Annotated in this window: 16 protein-coding genes and 1 pseudogene; 4 read left to right on the top strand and 13 right to left on the bottom strand. The window is 74.2% G+C overall.

Annotation, left to right across the window (positions count from 1 at the left end; translation table 11 throughout):
* Positions 1-100: 100 nt before the first annotated feature.
* On the top strand, positions 101-412 hold the full coding sequence (locus NPS70_RS20175; protein WP_256525742.1) for an antibiotic biosynthesis monooxygenase: 312 nt from the start codon (positions 101-103) through the stop codon (positions 410-412).
* Positions 413-648: 236 nt separating this feature from the next.
* On the opposite strand, the gene NPS70_RS20170 is transcribed toward NPS70_RS20175, so the two are convergent.
* From NPS70_RS20170 to NPS70_RS20155, 4 genes are all read right to left on the bottom strand, one after another.
* Entirely contained in the window at positions 649-1,164 is a 516-nt protein-coding gene (locus tag NPS70_RS20170) for a DinB family protein (RefSeq protein ID WP_256525741.1), read from the bottom strand.
* Between the two features lie 243 nt (positions 1,165-1,407).
* A complete protein-coding gene (locus NPS70_RS20165) occupies positions 1,408-2,271 on the bottom strand; it encodes a hypothetical protein (protein ID WP_256525740.1) in 864 nt (287 codons plus the stop codon).
* A 459-nt stretch (positions 2,272-2,730) separates the two neighbouring features.
* Positions 2,731-3,219, bottom strand: coding sequence for a hypothetical protein (locus NPS70_RS20160; protein ID WP_256525739.1), 489 nt, complete (start codon positions 3,217-3,219; stop codon positions 2,731-2,733).
* Between the two features lie 25 nt (positions 3,220-3,244).
* A complete protein-coding gene (locus tag NPS70_RS20155) occupies positions 3,245-3,616 on the bottom strand; it encodes a hypothetical protein (protein ID WP_256525738.1) in 372 nt (123 codons plus the stop codon).
* A 29-nt stretch (positions 3,617-3,645) separates the two neighbouring features.
* Between NPS70_RS20155 and NPS70_RS20150 the strand changes: the two are divergent.
* Positions 3,646-4,407: pseudogene (locus tag NPS70_RS20150) on the top strand (hypothetical protein); the annotation flags it as partial.
* A gap of 170 nt (positions 4,408-4,577) precedes the next feature.
* Here the strand turns inward: NPS70_RS20150 and NPS70_RS20145 are convergent.
* Together NPS70_RS20145 and NPS70_RS20140 are read right to left on the bottom strand one after the other, a co-directional pair.
* Positions 4,578-4,781 (bottom strand): DUF397 domain-containing protein, encoded by a 204-nt coding sequence (locus NPS70_RS20145; protein WP_256525737.1) that lies wholly within the window; start codon positions 4,779-4,781, stop codon positions 4,578-4,580.
* A complete protein-coding gene (locus tag NPS70_RS20140; RefSeq protein ID WP_256525736.1) occupies positions 4,778-5,608 on the bottom strand; it encodes a helix-turn-helix transcriptional regulator in 831 nt (276 codons plus the stop codon). Before NPS70_RS20140 ends, NPS70_RS20145 begins: the two co-directional genes overlap by 4 nt.
* Before the next feature lie 173 nt (positions 5,609-5,781).
* Between NPS70_RS20140 and NPS70_RS20135 the strand changes: the two genes are divergently transcribed.
* Positions 5,782-6,375: an ATP-binding protein gene (locus tag NPS70_RS20135; RefSeq protein WP_256525735.1), complete on the top strand. Its 594-nt coding sequence runs from the start codon at positions 5,782-5,784 to the stop codon at positions 6,373-6,375.
* A gap of 51 nt (positions 6,376-6,426) precedes the next feature.
* On the opposite strand, the gene NPS70_RS20130 is transcribed toward NPS70_RS20135, so the two are convergent.
* The 6 genes from NPS70_RS20130 to NPS70_RS20105 form a co-directional block, all read right to left on the bottom strand.
* Positions 6,427-7,962, bottom strand: coding sequence for a HAMP domain-containing sensor histidine kinase (locus NPS70_RS20130; protein WP_256525734.1), 1,536 nt, complete (start codon positions 7,960-7,962; stop codon positions 6,427-6,429).
* Between the two features lie 41 nt (positions 7,963-8,003).
* Positions 8,004-8,744 (bottom strand): response regulator transcription factor, encoded by a 741-nt coding sequence (locus NPS70_RS20125; RefSeq protein WP_256525733.1) that lies wholly within the window; start codon positions 8,742-8,744, stop codon positions 8,004-8,006.
* 70 nt (positions 8,745-8,814) lie between these two features.
* Positions 8,815-10,359 (bottom strand): streptophobe family protein, encoded by a 1,545-nt coding sequence (locus NPS70_RS20120; RefSeq protein WP_256525732.1) that lies wholly within the window; start codon positions 10,357-10,359, stop codon positions 8,815-8,817.
* 27 nt (positions 10,360-10,386) lie between these two features.
* Positions 10,387-12,597 carry an MMPL family transporter gene (locus tag NPS70_RS20115; protein ID WP_256525731.1) on the bottom strand — a complete coding sequence of 737 codons (2,211 nt, stop codon included), beginning with the start codon at positions 12,595-12,597 and terminating at the stop codon, positions 10,387-10,389.
* A gap of 331 nt (positions 12,598-12,928) precedes the next feature.
* Entirely contained in the window at positions 12,929-14,518 is a 1,590-nt protein-coding gene (locus NPS70_RS20110) for a multicopper oxidase family protein (RefSeq protein WP_256525730.1), read from the bottom strand.
* 77 nt (positions 14,519-14,595) lie between these two features.
* The gene (locus tag NPS70_RS20105; protein WP_256525729.1) at positions 14,596-15,021 is read right to left on the bottom strand and encodes a DUF6153 family protein; all 426 of its coding nucleotides are present in this window, start codon (positions 15,019-15,021) and stop codon (positions 14,596-14,598) included.
* A 414-nt stretch (positions 15,022-15,435) separates the two neighbouring features.
* Here NPS70_RS20105 and NPS70_RS20100 point away from each other — a divergent pair, with 414 nt between their 5' ends.
* Entirely contained in the window at positions 15,436-16,161 is a 726-nt protein-coding gene (locus NPS70_RS20100) for a dienelactone hydrolase family protein (RefSeq protein WP_256525728.1), read from the top strand.
* Positions 16,162-16,255: 94 nt separating this feature from the next.
* Here the strand turns inward: NPS70_RS20100 and NPS70_RS20095 are convergent, their stop codons facing one another.
* On the bottom strand, positions 16,256-17,332 hold the full coding sequence (locus tag NPS70_RS20095) for a hypothetical protein (protein ID WP_256525727.1): 1,077 nt from the start codon (positions 17,330-17,332) through the stop codon (positions 16,256-16,258).
* Between the last annotated feature and the right edge of the window lie 315 nt (positions 17,333-17,647).

Here is a 17,647-nt window from a genome sequence, read left to right as displayed (position 1 = left end):
GGCCGCGGCCTTCTCGCGCGGACGGCGGCGGCCGGGCGCCAAAGGCGCGCGGGCGCCGCCGGAGCAGGCCGCGTAGCGTGGGGAGAGGGAGGCGAGGGTCATGACCGGACAGGTGCTGAGCGAGGTCAGCGCAGTCGTCGCCCCGGAGCGGGAAGGCGAACTCGTGGCGGCCTACCGTGCGCTCGTCGCGGGCCCCCTGCCCGACGGGGCGCTGCGGACGGAGTTGCTGAGGGGCCGGGACGGCCGCTGGCGGATCCAGACCCTGTGGCGGGACGGCGCGGCCCTGGAGGCCATGCGCCGGGCCCCGGAGGGCCCGGCCGCTCCCCGGCTCTTCCGCGCGGTGGGCGCCGAGCCGGAGCTTGCGCTGTTCGACGTCGAGGCTCGGGGCGTGGCACCGCACTCACCGGCGTGACGCGGCCCGGCCGGGCGCCCGGCCGAGCGGCGGTCAGCCGTGGAAGCGGAGCGGGACCCGGGGGCCGGCACCCGGCGGCACACGGGATGCGGCACGGGTCGGCTCCCGGAGGTGGCGACGGCATCGCCGTTCAGGCCGCGGCAGCGGTGGCTGCGCCTCGCGTCGCCGACCGCGGCCGCCGGCCGCTCCTGCCGCAGGCGCCCGGGCGGCGGTCCCGCTCCCCGAACACGGCGGTGTCAGGCGCCGGTCCGCCCGTCGACCAGCTCACGCACGACATCCAGGTGGCCGTTGTGACGGGACGTCTCCTCGATCAGGTGGAGGATCACCCAGCGGAGGTCGACACGGCGGCCGTCGCTGATGGGGCGCTCTGCCGTCGAGTCCAGGTCGTGGTCGGCCACCAGTCGCCGGTAGCGGGCGCTCTGCTCCTCGTACTCGGCGAGGAGCCGGGGCAGCGGTACGTCGACCGCCGTCCGCATCTCGGGATCGGGATCGTCGTCGGTCGCCTCGGCGAGCGGCCCCGCAGGCTCCTCACCCAGGAACACCACCTGGAACCAGTAGTGCTCGACCCACCGCAGATGGCTGATCAGCCCGCACAGGGTCATCAGCGGTGAACGTGCGAGCGGGGCCTTGCGGGCGTCCTCGGCGGACACGCCCTCGCACTTGGCGCGGGCGGTGGCTCGGGCGTAGTCCAGGAAGGTGGCCAGCTGCGTACGCTCGTCCCAGCTGGGAGGCGTGTCGGTTCGTTGAGTCATCGGGGGGAGTTTCCCGCAGCTCCGAACGGGTGTCGAACGGATTGACCGGAAGCACCGTCACCCGTAGCGGCACCGAAGGCGCTCAGGGGGCCGCTCAGGCGTCGGCCCCGGGCCCCTGTGCCGGGGGCCCGTCACGGAGCGACCGCGCGGATCGGGCCGTGCACACTGACCGCTCGCGCTGACAGAACATGCCTCAGCGAAAGCCTGCGCACGGCATCCCTCTTCGCCTCTCGTCGTGCGTGACTACGAGGGCCGGGGGCTCTCCGTCGCTGCGGCGGTTCCGTCGGTGGCGGAGCCCCCGGCAGGCTTCGGGACGAGGGTCTCGCGGGCCTCCCCGGCTTCCACGACCACGACGCGGTGCGTCGGCTGCGCCAGGACCGACTCGGAGAGGTGCTTCTTGAGCCGCTTGGCCATGGGGCGGTACGTCGCGAAGGTGAGTGTGCCGGACACGGCGGCCCCGACGACCGGGATGGCCTTCGAGACGCTCTTGGCGAAGGTCTGCTTCGTCATCTGAACACCGATGTAGGCCGCGACCTTCTTCACCACCGGGTAGACGACGCCTTGGGTGAGCGCCTTCTGGGGCAGCTTCCTGGCGACCTGCTCCGCCATCATCCCCGCGACCTTCCCCACGGCCGCGTTCGCCGACTGGGTACCGAACATCACGCCGAAGAACAGTGTGAGCACGCCCATCGTCGCGTCGTCGACGTCGTCGCCGTCGTCGGAGAACAGGTCGGGCCAGCTGTAGAGGTAGGCGAGCTTCTGCGAGATGCGCAGCATGTGGGCGAAGTACTGGGCCGTGTCGGCCGGCACGGTGGCGGGCAGGGCCAGGAATCCGGGTACCCCGGCCGCGGCGGAGAGGGCACTGGCCTTGGCCGTCTCGTAGCGGATGGAGTCGTCGGCCGCCCGGCCCAGCAGCTCGGTGGTGAGGCCCGCCGCCGCGGGGGTCCCCTCGACCGCCCTGCGGATCTCGTCCTCGGTGCAGTAGCGCGCCAGCGCCTTACGGAGGTACGCCTCCCGATGGATGCGCACGCCCGGAAGCCTGGCCGCACCCACCATCACCGCGGAGAAGCGCGATTCCGGGTTCTCACTCACCTTGCCCTGATTCATAGCAGGAACTTACAGTAACTGCGCGCTCACGTAGCCGAGTTGGCCCTACCCGGTCCAGGGGCCGTCTGCGGGAGACAGCGGGCAGACCGGCCGGTGTGAAGGCCGGGTGCGACCGGGGTGCCCTCTCGGCACCTCCGGGCGAGGCGAGGGTCACGACCGGACAGGACCGAGCCAGGTCAGGGCGGTAGACACCGACGTCCTCGGCCGACACCGCGAGCGCACCGCACTCCATGACGTGCTGTGGCAGTCCCGCGTACTCACCCCCTCGACGCAACGCGCGCCCGCCGGGGTCGGGGCCAGCGAGGCACCGCAGCCGTCGACCGCCGCCGCGGGAGGGGCGATCCCCCATCGACGTCTGACTTCCACTACGTCGTAATGAAGACTGCGGACAGGGTGTGGAGGGAGAGGTACGAGGCGGAGCTGGGTGCTTGCTTCCCGTCCCTGGTGTGTCATCTCGGGCTACCGCGCTTCAGCGTCGTAGTAGTGCTCCCCTCCGACAAGCACGGACGTCACGAAGAGGGGCAGTCCCTGCGGCGTGCGGGGAACCTCCTGGGAGGTCTGGCGCGTGAAGCCCAGGGAGACTCCGGGGATGAACGGGTACTCGGGGTCCGTCCGGTCGACGGTCCAGCCGCGTTCCTCGGCCTTGCGGAAGAGGTCCTCGGCGGGTGTGGTGAAGACGTCGTCGCCGTCGAGCAGCACGCGGACGGAGCTGGCGCGCCCCTCACCGGGCCACCACAGCTCCACTGCGGTGACGGATTCGCCCGAGCCCTCCAGGAGGACGTTGAAGCGGATCTCCCGGAAGGCCGTGAAGATCCTCTTGGGGGGACGACCCTGTGCGGGGACGAGCTTGGGGGTGCCCCAGGGGGCTACGGCGGCGAGCGCTTCGTCGGGCGTCATGCCGAGACGTACGGGCTCCACGCCGTGAGGCGGGTTCAGCGTCAGGTCCATGGGGTTGCCCCTTCCTCTGTGTGGGTCACTTCAGGATGTCGTAGTCGACGGTCCAGCCTCGCTTCTCCAGCATCTTCTGGAACTTCCCGTTGTTCTGGAGGCTGTCGATCATGTCCTTGATGTGCGTGTCGTACTTGTCGCCGAAGTTCTCCCGGATCTCGTCGATGTCCATCTTCATGGCTTGGTCCCAGTGGCCGGCGTCGATCAGCGCCCGCTGCCTGGCTCGCCATGCGACGGATTCTGCGCTGGATCCTGTGCTGGTCATGATGCGGTGGTCGTCGTACTCCATGCGGATCGCGGGGCCCATGCCCGCGCCGCCGCCCCTGCTGTTCGTCCGGAATCCCGGCTCGTCCAGGTGGGCGTAGGAGTTCTTGGCGGGGATGTGGTTGATCTCCATGTCGACGTCGGTGCGCCGTGAGCCGTCGTGAGGACGCCTACGAGGAAGTGCTGCCTCCGCTGCTGTCCGCACGCAACCCGCGTACCCGTTCGGCAGGCGTCACCGCGCTGAGACGGGCGGGGCGGCCGGGGCAGGCGGAGGCGTTTCTCAGCGACCGTTCCGCGCTGGTGCGTGCCTGTGCCCGGTATGTCGTACGACAGCAGGGGGCCGACCCGGCGGTCCGGTACCGGGAGCGGTGCACGCCATCGGACGACCCCGACTTGCCGCCCGGCGCGGTCATCGGGCTGGCCGAGTGCGGGAACCGCGCGGACGCCGGGTTCCTGCGACCGCTGCTCGCGCACCCGGCGGCCGGGGTGCGGGCGCGAGCGGTGGCAGGGCTGCGGCTACTGGACTGCACGGACGCGGAGCAGTTGCGGCCGCTCCTCGACGACCCTGCCACCGGTGTCGTCCGCGAGACCGCCACCGCGCTGCTCCCCTCGGCCGGGGAACTGCCCGCCGACTGGCTCCTGGAGCGCACCGGTACCGATCGACCGCCGCACGTCCGCGTCGGAGCGTTCCGGCTGCTCGACGCACGCGGCGGCACCGTGGCGCTACGGGCGGCGGTCGGTCTGTTCCAGGACCCGGACATGAAGCTGCGCGCCCGGGCCGAGCAAGCAGCGCGGCGCTGGCATCCACCGCAGGACGGGCAGCGCGCCGACGCGGAGGTGGGCGAACTGCTCGACCGGAGCCGGCACCTCTTCAGCGACGACATGCTGCGCCGGCTCAAGTGGGAAGCCGGGGTGGACAGCTGAGAGTGCACCGGGGTCCGAACCCTGCTCGGCGCCCGCCCCCGGTGGCCCTGGTGACAGCACGCCCGCCGTGGTGACAGCCATCGGACCGTGGCCCATGAGCGCGGTGACGTCGCCGAAGGTGGCCTGTGCGGAGCCCTCGGCAGCGCGGGACTGCCGAAGGCCTTGCCCGATCAGAGTGCCGCGAACCGGACGAACGCGGTCCATGCGGCGGGTTCCACGGCCAGTGCGGCGCGGGTCGTGTCCTTCGAGTCGCGGACGTGGACCCGGCCGGGGCGGGCGGCGACCTCAACACATTCGCCGCCGTCACCGGCGCTGTAACTGCTCTTGAACCATGCCAGTCGGTCCAGGTCAAGCCCGGTCTCTTCCCCGCTCATCTCTCTCCCAACAGCTTCTCGATCAACGCACGCGATTCTGCCGGAGTGTGGGCCTGAGCACGCAGGGACCCGTACGTACGTTCAAGCTCCCGGACCCTCTGGCGCTGCGTGTGGACCCGGCTGTCGCCCTGCACCTCCGCATACGCGATCCTGCGCCCATCCTTCATCTCCATCAAGGTGAACGGGCCAGCCAATCCGGCATGTTCGTGACGGGAGAGCGGCATCACCTGAACCTCGACGTTCCGCTTCTCCTCGATCAACAGGAGCTGCTCCATCTGCCCCCGCCATACAGACTGACCACCCAGCGGACGCAGCAGTACCGCCTCCTCAATCACAAAGCTGAGGTGCGGAGACGGCCGCCGGTCGAAGATGCCTTGCCGTGCCAATCGGGCTCCCAGACGCTGCTCGATGACTTCTTCCTCCAGCTGCGGTCGCCACATGGCGAACACCGCACGCCCGTACTCCTCGCTCTGCAAGAGCCCCGGCACAGCCTGGGTGGCGTACACATGCAGAACGACGGCCTCGGACTCCAGCTTGGCCGCGTCGCGGAAGAACGCAGGGTACTGAGCGCGAGCCACCTCCTCCTTGCTCGCGCGCAGGACCTCACCCGCTCCCAGGACTTCATCCGCCTGGTCGATGAACCTCGGCGGGGGAATGCGTCTCCCCTGCTCGAACGCCGCGATGGTGGAGGCCGAGTACCCGGTCAGCGAACCGAAGCTCGCACGGTCCATCCCCGCCCGTTCGCGGAACAGCTTCAACTGCCGCCCGAACACGAACAGAATGCCCGCGGCGCCCTCGCCCTCCGGCTGCCGATCCTCGTCGTTCACGCCGCTGCTCCTCCCGTACGACCACCACAGCCACCGATTCCGGCCCAACGTGCGCTCGCAGAAATCGGTCACGCCCCGCGCCGCACACAAGCCCACCGCCCCCGCGTACAGCCCGTGCCCGTCAGCGCATCGCTCCTGGTCAACGCTACGCAGAGTCCGCGACCGTTTACCCCATGAAGTCAGCAACTCCCCCGAACGGGCATATGCCGCAGCAGCCCGCGCCTGAGCGCGAGTTCACCATGCGCTTCACCTCGACGCCTCGCGGGGCCCGCCTCGCCCGTCGCCTCGTCTCGCACCGGCTGAACGACTGGGGCCACCCGTACACGGCCCCGGCCAACGAGTCGCTCACGCTCATCGCCTCGGAACTCGCCGCCAACGCCGTGCGGCACGGCCATGTCCCCGGCCGGGACTTCCATGTCCGTCTCACGCTGGGCGGGGGCGCCTTCCGCATCGAGGTGACCGACACCCGCGCCGAGAAGCGGCCTCCGGCCAGCGCTCCGGCGGCCGACTCGCTTGCCGGGTCCGGCCGGGGCCTGCTTCTCGTCGCCGCCCTCGCGGACGACTGGGGCGTCAGCCCTCGCCCGGGAGCCCCCGGCAAGACGGTGTGGGCCGAGTTGCGCGTACGGCCCGAAGGCCGCCCGCACACCCCCCGGATGGTCCCTGACCGTACGGACGTCGACCTCCTGCTGGCCACCGCCTCGCTGCTGCGCGACGGCGCCGGGCTGCCGCGGCGGGAGGGCGCCAGCCACGGAGAGCGTCGTCCGTGAGTCCGTGCTCGCCCTGCACGGGCAGCGCGCGGCCCGGCCGGACGCCCCCGCTCACCCCGCCCCTTCGGCGGCCCCGTCCGGCGGCGGGCCGGGCAGGGGGAGCAGGATGCGGAAGGTGCAGCCGCGGCCCGGGGCGGCGTCGACGGTGAGGCGGCCGCCGTGGGCGGTGACGAGGGCGTGGGCGATGGCCAGGCCCAGGCCGGAGCCGCCGGTGGCGCGGGTGCGGGAGGCGTCGGCGCGGTAGAAGCGGTCGAAGACCCGCGCGCGTTCGGCGTCGGTGAGGCCGGGGCCCCGGTCCGCGACCTCCAGGACCGCATGGGAGCCGGCGGTGCCGACGCCGATGCGCAGGGGCGTGTCGGAGGGCGTGTGGGTGACGGCGTTGCCGATGAGGTTGGTGACCACCTGGCGCAGCCGGGCCTCGTCTGCATGGGCCGGGGCCGTGGCGGGTGGTCCGCCGCCCGGACCGGTCAGCGTCACCGGTCGTGTGCTGTCGAGGGCGCGGACGTCGCGCAGGGCGTCCGCGGCCAGGGTGCGCAGGTCCATCGGGGCCGGGTCGAGGGCCGGTACGGGTTCCCCGGTGGCCGGCGCGCCCGCGGCGGCCCCACCCGAGGTGTCGCCGCCCGCGGTGTCCTCGTCGAGGCGGGCGAGGAGGAGCATCTGCTCGACGAGCCGGGTGAGGCGTTCGGACTCCTCCGCGATCCGGGTCATGGTCCGGTCGACGTCCTCGCGGGTGGGCGTCGCGCCCATGCGGTACAGGTCGGTGTAGCCCTTGATGCCGACCAGCGGTGTGCGCAGTTCGTGACCGGCGTCCGCGAAGAAGCGGCGGGTCCTCGCCTCGGCCTCGGTGCGTGCGCGGAAGGCCGTGTCGATCCGGTCGAGCATCCGGTTGAGGCAGGTGGTCAGGCGTCCCACCTCGGTGTGCGGGGCGGCCGGTTCGGGGATGCGGTGGGAGTAGTCGCCGGCGGTGATCGCGGTCGCGGTCTCCTCGATCCGGGTCAGGGGGCGCAGTCCCGAGCGGACGGCGAACCAGCCGGCGGCCCCCAGCAGCGCGAGCAGGGCGGAGCCCGCGGTCAGGGAGAGGTTCCGGACCTCGGTGGTCGTGCGGTCGACCTCCGTGAGCGAGGTGGCGACGACGATGCTTCCCCGGCTCCCGGGGCGGTCCGGCGGGAAGACCTCGGCGGGCCGGGCGAGGGCGAGGACCCGCCAGTCGTGCCCGCCGTCGCGGGCGGGCACGGTGAACGGCCGGTCCTCGTGCGCGAGGACGGCCGGGCGGTCGAGGCGGGGCAGGTCGGGGCCGCCGCCCGGGAGGGCCGTACCGGTGTCGAAGGTGCTGCGGGTGGCCCCGGCGTCGTCCACGTACGTCACGGTGGTGTCGCCGAGCACGTTCAGGGCGCGCACGCCGAGCGGGGTGCCGGTTCCCGTCGGGGGCGACAGCCGGGCGGCGACCCCTCCGGTGAGGGCGAGCCGGTCGTCCACCCGGTCCTGGAGGTAGCCGTGCAGGGCGGTGGTGACGAGCAGGCCGGTGCCGAGGAGTCCGACGGCGACCAGGGCGAGGCAGAGGACCAGCAGGCGGCTGCGCAGCGACATCCGGCCCGGCCACGGCGCGGCCCGGCCCGGGGAGGGGCGCCTCACGGCCGGGGCTCGCGGACCACGTAGCCGACGCCGCGGACGGTGTGGATGAGCTTGGGGGCCTCCGTGTCGACCTTGCGGCGGAGATAGCTGATGTAGGTGTCGACGATGCTGGGGTCGCCGCCGAAGTCGTACTCCCAGACGCTGTCCAGGATCTGACTTTTCGTCATGGTCCGGCCCGCGTTGGCGACCAGGAAGTGCAGCAGCCGGAACTCCGTCGGGGACAGCCGCACGGTCCGGCCCGCCCGGGTGACGTGGTGGCTGTCGGGTTCGAGGTCCAGGTCGCCGACGGTGAGCCGGGTCGGAGGCTCGCCGCGGGTGCGGCGCAGGACGGCGTGGATGCGGGCGATCAGCTCCTCCAGGTCGAAGGGCTTGGTGACGTAGTCGTCGCCGCCCAGGCGCAGCCCGTGCAGCCGGTCCCGGCGCTCCTCGCGCGCGGTGACGAAGAGGACCGGCACGTCGCCGCCCCGGCCGGGACGCGGTGTGCGGGGCCGGGCGCGCAGGCGGCGGATCACCTCGAAGCCGTCCATGTCCGGGAGCATGACGTCGAGGAGCACCAGGTCCGGGGTGTGCCGTGCGGCCAGGTCGAGGGCTTCACCGCCCGTGGCGGCGGCGTCGACCTCGAAACCGGCGTACCGCAGGGCGGTGCGCAGCAGCTCCCGGACGGTGGGCTCGTCGTCGACGACGAGCAGGTGGTCCGCGCGGCCCGTGGGGCGCCCGGGGGGTGTCGGTGCCGTCATGTCCTGTGCTCCGCCGCCTTCCGGATGCCGTGGTGCCCGGTCCGGCTCGCGGGCACTGCTCGGCGCCCTCTCAGGAGACCACACGGCCGTCCTCGTCGGACCGGAGCCCGGGCGGCGCGGGAGCAGGCGGGGTGCCGGGAGCGGGCGCGGGCGCGGGAACGGGCGCGGGCGCGGTGCCGGGCCGCCCCGTACGGCGTCCGCGCCGCCCGGCCCGATGGCCGTGCAGGCGGCTGCCGCCGTAGGAGGCAAGGGCGGCCACGGCGAAGGCGGTGAGCGCCGACGGCCCCGGGCTCGCGTCGAGGGCGGCCCGGAGGCCGCCCACCTCGCGGCCCATGAACTCGACGCCGATCCTCAGCCCGCCGCGTGCGAAGAGGGGGAGCACCAGGGCCGCGGCGCCGGCCACGGCGCCCGTGCGCAGGGCCGTGTCCATGTGCGGGCCCAGGAGCAGACCGGCGTCCTCGCGCGCGGTGCGGGCCGGGGTGCGGGCCGCGGCGAGGTAGCCCGCGGCTGACAGCAGCAGGAGGGCGAGCAGCAGCCCGAACGCCCACAGCGGGATCCCCGCGGGCGCCAGGTGCCCGAGGGCCACGACCCGGTCGCCGCCCGCTCCGCCGCCCGGCCCGCCCGCGGCCAGCAGGCCGAGCAGCCCGCCGCCCTCGGGCTGCAGCCGCTGCACCCTCGCCTCCCAGGAGGTGCCCGTCCCGGCGGTGAGCAGGACCGCGATCACCTGGGGACCGGTGAGCAGCAGCGCCCCCGCGGCCTCGGTGGCCCGCTCCCGGCCGGTCGGCGCCAGGGCCCCGGCGAGGAGGGCGGCCGCAGGCACGGCGCAGCACACCGCGGCCGCCGTCCCCGCAAGGGCGGACAGCACGGGGTTCCACCTCCGCCGGAGGCGGCTCAGGGCGAGGGAGCGCGGCAGCGCCGTCCGGCGGGCGGCGAGGCAGCCGACCGCCAGCACGGCGGCCGCGCCCAGGAGGCCGAGGAGCACGGTGGCGGCGGCGTCGGCCGAGAAGCCCACCGAGGACAGCCCCGGGGCGGGTTCCTCTCCGCCCCGGCCGCCGAACCTCGCGAGCAGGTCCGCCCCGGCGCCCCCGCCCATGCGGTCCCGCAGGCTCCCGGGCAGGCGGGCCGTGCCGCGGGCCAGGTGGGCGCAGACCGCGAGGGCCGCTCCCGTCACCGCCAGGGCCCCGGCGCAACGCGCCCACAGCATCGCCGGGGTGGGACGCGCCCGTCCCCTCAGGGGCCGGAAGAACCCGATCGCCAGGACGGCGGCGCCCAGGAAGGACAGCGTCAGGGGCGTCGCCGCCACCTCACCGCTCAGCGCGAGCCCCAGGCCGCCGCCACCATCGAGCAGTCCGGCGAGGCCCTGCGCGTCGGCGGAGGCCCCGGTCCCGGCGGGCGGTTCCAGGGTGAGGCTTCCGCCGACGGCCAGGCTCACCAGGGCGGGCACCAGGCGGGAGAGCGGTGCGAGGGACCCGGCGCCCAGCAGGGCAAGGCCCGCCCAGGCGGTGGCGGCCATCGTCAGCAGCGCGGCTGCGGCGGCCAGGCCGCCGCCGAGGGCGTGGCGCCACGGGGAAGGGCGCCACGGGGAAGGGGAAGGGCGGTGCGCGGGTGCGGACATGGCGGGTTCCTCCGGGCGGGACGGGGTTCAGTTGCCGGGGACGCGGTCGGCGGCGGGGCCGGAGACGCTCACCTCGGCCGGGCCGTCGTGCGGGGCGCCCGTCGGCGGCCCGCCCTCGATGTCGAGCCGGGGCACGAACCGGTCCAGCCACCGGGGCAGCCGCCAGGCGCGGCGGCCGAGGAGGGCGAGCACGGCCGGGACCAGCGCCATCCGGACGGCGAAGGCGTCGAGGAGGACGGCGGCACCGAGCCCGAAGCCGATGGTCCGCAGGATCTGCTCCTCGGACCCGAGGAAGGCGGCGAACACCGAGATCATGATGACGGCGGCGGCGGTGACCACCCGTGCGCTCTGCCGGAACCCGCTGACCACGGCGTCCTTCGGCGACTGCCCGTGCAGATACGCCTCGTGGATGCGGGTCACCAGGAACACCTCGTAGTCCATGGCGAGTCCGAAGACGACGCCGACCATGAAGACGGGCGTGATCGACACCACCGGCCCCGGCTCCGCTCCCCCGAGGACGGGCCCCAGCCACCCCCACTGGAAGACCGCGACCACCGCGCCCAGCCCGGCCAGCACCGACAACAGGAAGCCGAGCGCCGCCTTGAGCGGGACGAGCAGCGAGCGGAAGACGGCGATCAGCAGCACGAACGCCAGGCCGACCACGAGGGCCAGATAGGGGACCAGGGCGTCCGACAGCTTCTGGGCGACGTCGGCGTTCATCGCGGTCGGACCGGTGACGAGCACGGCGGCACCGCTGTCCCGGGCGAGGTCCGGTGCGCGCAGTGCGCGCACCAGATCGGCGGTCTCGGTGCTGCCGGGGGCCGAGGCCGGTACGACGTTCAGCACGGCGGTGTCGCCGGAGGCGTTCGGCTGCGGCCGTCCGACGGCCTGGACGTCCTCACGGCCGCCGATCCGCCCGGCGACCCGCCGGGCGGCCTCTTCGGCGTCCCCGTCCGCCCCGGTGCGCACGACCACGGTGAGGGGTCCGTTGAAGCCCGGCCCGAAGCCCTCGGCGATCAGGTCGTAGGCCCGGCGCTGGGTCGTGGAGAGCGGCTTGCCCTCGTCGCCGGGCAGACCCGTCTCCAGGGACGCGGCCGGTACCGCGACCACGCCGAGCAGCGCGGTCGCGCCGAGGAGCACGGCGAGAGGGCGGCGCACGACGAACCGGGCCCAGCGCACGCCCAGGTCCTGCCGCGGGGCCCCGTCCGCCGTGCGCCTGCGGTGCCGCGGGCGGGACGGCGGGATGCGGCGGCCGCAGAGCCCGAGGAGCGCGGGGACCAGGGTGAGGGCGATCAGGACGGCGACGACGACCGTGCCCGCGGCGGCGAGACCCATCTGCGTCAGCAGCGGGATGCCCACCACCCACAGCCCGGCGAGGGCGATCACCACGGTGAGCCCGGCGAACACGACCGCCGAGCCCGCGGTGCCGACCGCGTGCCCGGCGGCCTCCGCCCTGCCCCGGCCGTGGGCGAGTTCGGCCCGGTAGCGTGAGACCACGAACAGGGCGTAGTCGATGCCCACGGCCAGTCCGATCATCACGGCGAGGCCCGTCGTCGTGGAGCCGAGGCCCAGGGGTTCGGCCAGCGCCCGGATGGCGAGCGCGCCGATGCCGACGCCGAGCACCGCGGTCAGCAGCGTCAGACCGGCCGCGAGCAGCGAGCCGAAGGTGAGGACGAGCACCACGGCGGCCACCGCGAGGCCCACCGCCTCCGCGGTGTGGCCGGCGGCCCTGGTGTCGACGGCGTTGCCGCCCGCCTCCACGGTCAGCTCCGGCGAGGCGGCCTGCTCGACGGTGTCGCGCAGCGCGCTGCGGGAACCCTCCGGCAACTCGGCGGCGGGCACCCGGTAGGAGACCTGGGCGTAGGCGGTGGAGCCGTCCGGGCTCACGGACCCGGCCGTGAACGGGTCGATGACGCGGCCCACCTGCGGATCGTCCCCGAGGGCCCGCACCGCCAGCCCGATCGCCCCGCGCGCCCCGGGGTCGGTGACCTTCCCGCGCTCGGCGCGGAACACCACACGGGCCGTGGCGCCTTGGGCGTGCAGTCCGGGGAAGCCCTCCTCCAGGAGGTCGTACGCCTGCTGGGCCTCCGTGCCGGGCATGGAGAAGTCGTCCGGGGGCGCGGCGGGCGCCCGCCCGGCCAGCACCCCCGCCCCCAGGAGCAGGACCACCCACAGCGATACGACCAGCCGGTTCCTGGAGAAGGAGAACCGGCCCAGTCCGGAGAGGAAGGTTGCCACGTCACAGGGCTCCACATCAGATCGGGGCTCACGGAGGATCCGTGCGTGACGCTCCCAGCCCCGTCTGACCGGACCCGGGGAGTTCCTGGGAACTTCCTGGGAGTCCGGCCGCCCGGGACAGGGCAGGACGGGCAAGTCCCCCGCCGCGGCGGCCGGATTCACAGAGGACTCCCGGACGCGGGGGGAGGGGCGCGGGTGCGGGCGGCGGGTGCGGGCTCGGGCCGAGGGCAGGGGCCCGGGGCGAACGCGGCCGGGTGCGGCGTGGGCCTTCGCAGCACTCCCGCCCCGCCGGTCCGGGACCGGCGGGGCAGGACTCTTCAGCCCGTCAGGCTCACTTCCGGTAGCCGAGGACGGTCATCATGCCGGACTCCGCGTGGTAGACGTTGTGGCAGTGGACCATCCACAGACCGGGGTTGTCGGCGTCGAAGTCGACGTCGAGCCTCCTGCCCGGCAGCACGATGGCGGTGTCCTTGCGCGCGCCGCCGTCCGGCAGCGCGAAGGTGTGGCCGTGCAGGTGCATGGGATGCCACATGGTCGTGCGGTTCACGAAGGCCAGCCGGACGCGTTCCCCGGAGCGGACGGGGTAGCGCCGGGCGGGGTCGTACGTCTGTCCGTTGATGGCCCAGTCGTACGCCCCCATCGAGCCGGTGAGCCCCAACTCGATCGTCCTGTCCGGGCGTCGCGGTGCCAGCCGCACGGACTCCGCGGCCTTCAGCCGGGCGGCCTGCACGACCGTGCCGGACAGTTCCCTCGGACGTACGGAGGCCGTGGGCGCGGCTCCGCCGGAGGTGCGCAGGACGGCGAGCGCGGCGCCGCCCTTGCCCTCGGCGAGCGCGGTGAGGGGGAAGGCCCCGTCCCCGGCGGTCACGAGGGCGTCGAACCGCTCCCCCATGCCGAGCAGCAGCGCCTCCGCCGGTGTGTGCTCGACGGGGAAGCCGTCGGTGTGGGTGACGGTGAGGCGGTGGCCCCCGAGGGCGACGCGGAAGGCGGTGTCGCCGCCCGCGTTGATGATCCGGAGGCGGATCCGGTCGCCCGGCGCGGCGGTGAAGGTCTCCGGGTCCTCCGCCGTCCGGCCGTTGACCAGGTAGTACGGGTAGGCCACGTCGCCCGCGTCGCCGCCCAGCAGTTCGCTCCTCGCGCCCATCAGCATCCGGGAGGGGCCGGACGGGGCAGGGGACGGGGACTTCCCGTCGGCCGGCTGCATACCCGGCATGGCATGGCCCTCCATGCCGCCGGAGGCTCCGTGGTCCATGCCGCCCATGCCCGCGCCGAGTTCGGCGAGTACGGAGTCCGGGGTGGAGCCGTCGACGCCGTCGACCCAGTCGTCGAGGACGATCACCCACTCCTTGTCGTACGCCAGGGGTTCCCTAGGGTCCTCCACGATCAGCGGGGCGTACAGACCGCGGTCCTGCTGGACACCCGAGTGCGGGTGGAACCAGTAGGTGCCGGGGTGGGTGACGGCGAAGCGGTAGTCGAAGGAGGCACCCGCCCTGATGTCGCGTTGGGTGAGCCCGGGGACGCCGTCCATGTCGTTGCGCAGGGCGAGGCCGTGCCAGTGGATGCTCGTGGGTGCGGGAAGGCTGTTGGCGAGCGTGAGCGCGAGGGTGTCGCCTGCGGTGACCCGCACCTCGCTGCCGGGGAGCCGGTCCCCGTACGCCCACGAGCGGACCGTCCGCCCGCCGCCGAGGTCGAGCGGGGTCTCGACGGCGGTGAGCCTGACCCTCCGCTCCGGGCCGGGCCTTCGCAGGGTTTCGGCCGCGACGATCTCCCTGCTGTCGGGCGTGAGGTAGCCGGCGGTCGGCGGTGTACCGCCGCCGTGGGAGGAGTGGCCGGGGGCGCTGCCCGAGCAGGCGGCGAGCAGACCGGTGCCGGCGGTGGCCAGGCCGGCACCGAGGACGGTGCGACGGGTGATGCGGGACATGACGGAGCAACCTCTGAACGTGGTCGTGTGATGCGGAAGGGACCGGTGCCGCTCACGGGGCGGAGCGGCCGGTCCTCCTATCTGCGCAGCGACGACAGGCGTGTCAGCAGGGACCCGGGCGGGGCGGGCGGCGGGTGCGCGCGGAGCGCGTGGGCGAGGCGCGGCGCGGCCGACGGCAGGGCGCCGGTCGACGGCCGGCGGTGCGCGGCGGCCATCAGGAGCAGCACCCCGAGGCCCGCGCCGAGGACGGCGAGGCACACGGCCGCGCCGTCCGAGCCGTGGACCGGGACGGTGCCGGCCTGGTGGAGGCTCCCGGAGGACGCGCTCCACTCGCCCGGCATGGCGGAGGCATGGGACTCCGCGACCGCGTGCGGGGTGTCCGGGCGGGGCGCCGTGTGCTCGCCGGGGTGACCGAGACCGTGCATCAGCAGGAGGCCGAGGAGCAGCGCGGCGGCAAGGGCACCACGGCCCAGCCACACCGTCCTCTCCCGGCGCACCGCCACCTCGGTCCCCTTTCGCGGCCAGGCCCTCCGGCACGTGCCCATAGTACGGGGAGGGGGTATGGAGGACGTGAGTGGAACCCGGGCCCGTGGGTGGGACGTCAGTGGGCCGTCGGTGGGCCGTTCACGGTCGGGAACGAGGTCGCGGCCGCGCGGGTGCCGTACGGGCAGATGGAGCAGGGCGGCGGCGGTGGCAGGGTGTTCGCCGGTGCAGTCTTGTCGCCGGAAGGCCCTCGGTGCCACCGGATTCGCTCGGGGCGGTTGGTGGCCGTGCCGCGCTCTCGCCCGGGTCCGGCCTTGAAGACAAACTGAGCCGAACCGCTGACGGAGAGGTTTCGGAACACGCCGGAGACCTGTCTTCCGCCGGCGGCGGAACACCTGCCCGACCGGGCTCGACAATCACTACAGTCCCGTCGCATGACGGTGATTTCGACGCGTACGGTCGTGTATCCGGCCGACGGTCTGACGATGATCGGGCACCTCGCGCTCCCGGCCGGCGCCGATCGCCGGCCGGCGGTCCTGGTCGGGCCCGAGGGGGTGGGACTCAGCGACGTCGAGCGCCGCCGGGCCGATGCGCTCGCCGAGCTGGGATACGTGGCGCTGGCCTTCGACCTCCACGGCGGGCGCTATCTGGGCGACCCCGAGGAGATGCTGGCCCGTTGCCTGCCGCTGCTCGCCGATCCCGACCGGATGCGTGGCATCGGCCACGCGGCGCTCGACGTGCTCCGCGCCGAGCCGCGGACCGACCCGGACCGGATCGCTGCCGTCGGCTACGGCACCGGGGGCGCGATCGCGCTGGAACTCGGGCGCGACGGCGTCGACCTGCGCGCGATCGCGACAGTCAACGGACTGACCACGGGCCGACCGGGCGAGGCTGCGGGCATCCGCTGCCCGGTGTGGGCCGGGGTCGGGTCGGAGGACCCCATCATGCCGCCCGCGCAACGGGACGCGTTCACCGCCGAGATGCAGGCTGCGGGCGTCGACTGGCGCCTCGTGGTCTACGGCGGCGCCTTGCACGCCTTCCACCACCTGCCGGTCAGCCACCCCGTGGTCCCCGGCGTCGGCTACCACCCGCTGCACGCGCAGCGAGCCTGGCGGGACGTCGTCGACCTGCTCGCCGAGTGCCTGCCCAGGGCGGAGTGACCTCGCAGTCCGGGGCTTCTTCACAGGCTCTGACGGCTCGTTGACCGTCGCCCCGTCCACGCTCCCCGGGGCCCCGTCCGCGGCCCGGGCGGGCTCACTGGAAGCTGAGGCGGTGGGGGTGCGCCGGGTCGGCCGGGCAGGTGTGGATGCGCATCAGGCCGCGGCCGAGGTGGACACCGACGGGATCGACGACTCCCGGGTCGTCCGCCCCGTCCTGGACGGGCAGCCAGCTCCGGGAGGCGCCGTCGCACTCCTGGGCGTCGACGGTGAGCAGGGGCGGCATCGCGGTCCCGCAGCGGGAGCAGTCGACGGGGGCGGGGTCGGTCAGGTGCCAGGAGGCGTAGCCTCCGACCTTCCAGCCGGGGGCGATGGAGAGGTCGCTCATGTAGTCGACCTCCTTCGGCTCCTCGGCGCGGGCGGCGGCCGTCGCCGCCTCGTACTCCTCGTAGGTGGCGTAGCTCGCGGGAGCGGAGGCGCACGTCCCGTTCTCGTCGTCATCGCCGTCGAGTAGGCCCTCTTCCCACTCGGCGATCTCGTGCTGGAGGTCCTCGCCCAGCAGGCCCAGGTACTCGTACTCCACGACCTGTTCCGGGTGGAGGACGCACGCGGTCGGGACGCATTCCTCGCGACCGGCGACCGGTGGCTCGGGCTGCGGTGTCAGGACGGCTCCGACGTCCCCGGACCGCCGCCACCTGAGGACCACGTCGATCGTGCGGTCCGTCCCGTGCACCTCGAAGGGACACCAGAACACCTGGAGCAGGTCGTGTCCGCGGGGCCCGTCGAGGTCCGGCACGTCACGGGTGTAGAGCTGGGCCACGGCCAGGAGCGGCAACGGGTGGACGGCGTCCCGGTCCGGGTGGTGCCGCCCGGGGGCCGTGCCGTGCAGGAGCAGGCGCTCCTCGTCGGTGTACTCCCGTCCGCGCGCGCCCGCGTGGATACGCCGCCGCAGCCGTACGTCGGACAGGAGATGGCCCCGGGTCTTCGGGTGGACGGCGGTGCAGACCGGCCACGGTTCGTCGACCGGCCACAGCAGCGGTCCGGCGATCGAGCTCTCCTCCGCCGTCGGCGCACCTTGTCGGGGGTGCAGCCGGGTCGCCGTCCTCCGGTGGGCGGCGAGCGCGGGGAAGAGCGCCTCGATGTCGACGGGCCGGGGCGGCGTGGTGCGGGCCATCAGGAGTCCTCCAGGTCTGTTCGGCCGCACCCGGGGGGCTGCGCCGGGGTCGGGGCGCCTCCGCACCGCGCTTTCGGCCCGACGGCGAGCGGCCGCCGCTGCGGGAAGGGCGGGCACGCGCCCGTCCGGTCCTCCGTCTCGACATGCGTCGGGAGACCGGGAACCGGTCCGGCAGGTGACCGGCGACGGTCCGCATCCGGACGCCGCGCTGTGCGGCCCCTTCGACGAGCGGCCCGGTACCGGCCGGGACATCGGCGAGGATACCGGGCCGGCCTTCGGGAGGAGGGGCGGCACCGGCCGCCCGGGACTGCGGAC

Origin of the sequence: Streptomyces sp. C10-9-1, assembly GCF_024497955.1 — a bacterium.
In the GTDB taxonomy this organism is placed as follows: Bacteria; Actinomycetota; Actinomycetes; order Streptomycetales; family Streptomycetaceae; genus Streptomyces; species Streptomyces sanyensis.
Note: the sequence above shows the minus strand (reverse complement) of the source record. Positions and strands in the feature narration are given on the sequence as shown.